Raw genomic sequence first — 3,539 nt, forward strand, 5'->3', positions numbered from 1 at the left:
AAGGTCATCGCCGACCACATCCGTGCCTGCTCGTTCACGGTGGCCGATGGCGTCATCCCCAGCAACGAAGGCCGTGGCTACGTGCTGCGCCGCATCACACGCCGCGCCATCCGCCACGGCTACAAGCTGGGCGCTCGCACGCCGTTCTTCCACAAGCTGGTGGCAGCCCTGGTCGAGCAGATGGGCGAGGCCTATCCCGAACTGCGCCAGAACGAAAAGCGCATCACCGATGTGCTCAAGACCGAAGAAGAGCGCTTCTTCCAGACCATCGCCCACGGCATGGAGATCCTGGAAGGCGCCCTGGCCACCGGCGCCAGGCAGATCGACGGCGAAACCGCGTTCAAGCTGCATGACACCTACGGCTTCCCGGTTGACCTGACCGCCGACGTCTGCCGCGAGCGTGACGTGACCGTGGACCAGGCCGGCTTTGACGCCGCCATGGCGCACCAGCGTCAGCAAGCCCGTGCTGCCGGCAAGTTCAAGATGGCCGCCGGCCTGGAATACAACGGTGTGGCCACCGGCTTCCATGGCTACGAACACCTGACGGTGGACGCAGCCAACGTGACCGCCATCTACGTAGACGGCGCCTCGGTAACCGAAGCCAACGCGGGTGACGATGCCGTCATCGTGCTGGACCACACACCCTTCTACGCCGAATCCGGCGGTCAGGCTGGTGACAGCGGCGACCTGCGCAACGGCTCCAGCCGTTTCGTGGTGGAAGACACCCTGAAGATCCAGGCCGAGGTGTTCGGGCACCACGGCCGCGTGGTCGAAGGCAGCATCAAGGTGGGCGACAAGATCAATGCCCGCGTTGACGCTGACGTGCGTGCCAAGACCGTGCGCAACCACAGCGCCACCCACTTGATGCACAAGGCTTTGCGCGAAGTGCTGGGTGACCACGTGCAGCAAAAGGGCTCGCAAGTCACTGCTGACCGTACCCGTTTCGACTTTGCGCACAACGCCCCGATGACGGACGAAGAGATCCGCGAAGTCGAGGAACTGGTCAACGCCGAGATCCTGGCCAACGCGGCTGCTCAAGCGCAGGTCATGGCCCTGGATGACGCCCAGAAGTCCGGCGCCATGATGCTGTTTGGCGAGAAGTACGGCGAGATCGTGCGCGTGCAGACCATCGGTTCGTCCAAGGAACTGTGTGGTGGCACCCACGTGCAGCGCACGGGTGACATCGGCCTGTTCAAGATCGTGGCCGAAGGCGGCGTGGCCGCTGGTGTGCGTCGTGTGGAAGCCATCACGGGCGCGGCTGCCCTGGCCTACACCCAGAACCTGGAAACCACGCTCAACGGCGTGGCCGCCCTGATCAAGGCGACACCGCAAGAGGTGCCTGCCCGTGTGGCCGCAGCCATGGACCAGATCCGTGCGCTGGAAAAGGAAATCGCCGCGCTCAAGGGCAAGCTGGCCTCCAGCCAGGGTGACGAGCTGATGGCGCAGGCCGTGGACGTCAAGGGCGTCAAGGTGCTGGCCGCTGTGCTGGAAGGCGCTGACGCCGCCACCTTGCGCAACACCATGGACAAGCTCAAGGACAAGCTCAAGACCGCCGCCATCGTGCTGGCCGCTGTTGACGGCGGCAAGGTCCAGATCGCCGCAGGCGTGACGGCCGACACCACATCCAAGGTCAAGGCTGGCGAGCTGGTCAACTTTGTGGCTCAGCAAGTGGGCGGCAAGGGCGGCGGCAAGCCTGATATGGCCATGGCCGGTGGCACCGACGCTGCGGGCTTGCCCAAGGCGCTGGCTGGTGTTCAGGGCTGGGTGAGCGAGAAGCTCTGAATCCTGTTCAGTTCGTCACGAGCCTGCTGACCGCAGGCTTCAAACACCGGCCGCAGCCACCACACGGTTGCGGCCGTTTCTTTTGCCCTCATACAAGGCCACATCGGCTCGGGCAATCGTTTGCTCCGCGTTTTCGCCCTTGCGGATCACGGCTACCCCCAGGGTCATCGTGACCTTGAACGGCTCATTGCCGTTGGCTTCGATCAAGGTGCCCTCGATTTTGCCGCGCATGCGTTCGGCCACAAGTCTGGCGCCTTCTTCGTCGGTATCGGGCAGCACGGCCAGGAACTCCTCACCGCCCCAGCGTGCCACGAAGTCCACATCACGCATGCAGCTTTGCAGCGTCTTGCTGACCGAACGCAGCACCGCATCGCCGGCGTCGTGCCCCTTGGTGTCGTTGATGGACTTGAAGTGATCCAGATCGCACAAGATGAAGGACAGATAAGGCTGACCACGCCGCACGCGGCTTTCTTCGCGGCGGATCACCTCGGTGATGGCGCGGCGGTTTTTCAGATGCGTCAACGGATCGGTCGCTGCCATTTCTCTCAGCGCATTGGCGGCCTTGTCGATCAGGTAGTAGTAATAGCCAGCCAGGAACAGCAGGATGATCATCACGCCGACCACGTTGAAATAGTGCAGGCCGTCGATCACGACCATGGGCAACTCGTTGGGCGGCGTGCGGTGCCGCAGCACGATGTCCAGCACGAGGTAGGTGATCATGACCCCCAGAACGGTGGCGGCTTTCAGTGCGACGGGTTTGATGGAACTGATGACGGCAACCGGGATGACCAGCAGGATGTAGTAGTGAAAGCCAGTGTCCCAGCCGATCACGGACACAGCCAGGATCGCGTGCCCGAGCACCTCCAGCACCGTCACGGCCCAGGCCTGTTCGACCTGCCCACGGCGGGCCAGCGCGAACACCCACACATAGCTCAGCACGCTGCCGATGTTCACATAAGCCAGTGAGGTGACGTGCGCCCAGAAGAACAGCGAGCAGAACGCGACATGGGTCAAGCCGGCGATGACGCCGATGCCTTGCAGCAGCGCACGAAAAGCTTCGGGCTGGGTGGCTTCTGTGCTTTCGTGCCAGGCCTGCTGTGCACCGTCGGTCGTCAGCGATGAGGCAAGCTGGGGTAGGGCTGAAGCGGGGCCAGAAGTGGATGGGGATGAAATGGCCACGCCGACTCTCCTCGCTAGGTGGTTCGGTAGATATCGGAATATCGGAAGCCGCACTTGAGTGGCTCAGGGTGTGACATTTGCCACGAAGTGGCCATTGATCGGCATGAAGGAAGTGTGAGTTTGTCGCAGCGACGTCCTCACTGTCATCGCCGATCCTGTGCGCATCAGGGTTTGCAGGTCTAAATTAGAGACACCGAGGAACCGATTTACAGGTGATGAACATGAGCGCCAACAACATCAAATACGATGCCGTGCATCCCATCATCCCGCGCGAAAAGCTGGACTTTGGGCTGAGCGGCGATGTGCCCAAATACTGGTTTGGAGGCGATCCCTTCAAGAGCCGTTTCTGGGATGCCCTGTCCATCATTTTCCCGCCTGGTGAGAAGTTTTTCATGACCTGCGTGCGCGATTTCCGCGACCAGATCCAGGATCCCAAGTTGCTGGAAGACATTCAGGGTTTCAATCGCCAGGAAGCCCAGCACACGCTGGTGCATCGCCAGGACAACGACCGCCTGCGCCGCCAGGGCGTTGATGTGGATCGCCTGACCAAGTACGTTGAGCATCTGGTCAACGTACTT

Annotated in this window: 3 protein-coding genes; 2 read left to right on the forward strand and 1 reads right to left on the reverse strand. The window is 62.1% G+C overall.

Annotation, left to right across the window (positions count from 1 at the left end; genetic code table 11):
* Positions 1-1,782: alanine--tRNA ligase (alaS, locus tag EPO09_RS17415; RefSeq protein WP_290644937.1), on the forward strand; the 1,782-nt coding region annotated here is incomplete at its 5' end.
* Between the two features lie 39 nt (positions 1,783-1,821).
* Here alaS and EPO09_RS17420 read toward each other — a convergent pair.
* Positions 1,822-2,961, reverse strand: a complete 1,140-nt coding sequence (locus tag EPO09_RS17420; protein ID WP_290644938.1) for a diguanylate cyclase — start codon at positions 2,959-2,961, stop codon at positions 1,822-1,824.
* 221 nt (positions 2,962-3,182) lie between these two features.
* Between EPO09_RS17420 and EPO09_RS17425 the strand changes: the two genes are divergently transcribed.
* Positions 3,183-3,539 (forward strand): metal-dependent hydrolase (locus tag EPO09_RS17425; RefSeq protein ID WP_290644939.1); only part of this gene is annotated, 357 nt, incomplete at its 3' end.

This window comes from Aquabacterium sp. (genome assembly GCF_004297345.1).
GTDB lineage: Bacteria > Pseudomonadota > Gammaproteobacteria > Burkholderiales > Burkholderiaceae_C > Aquabacterium.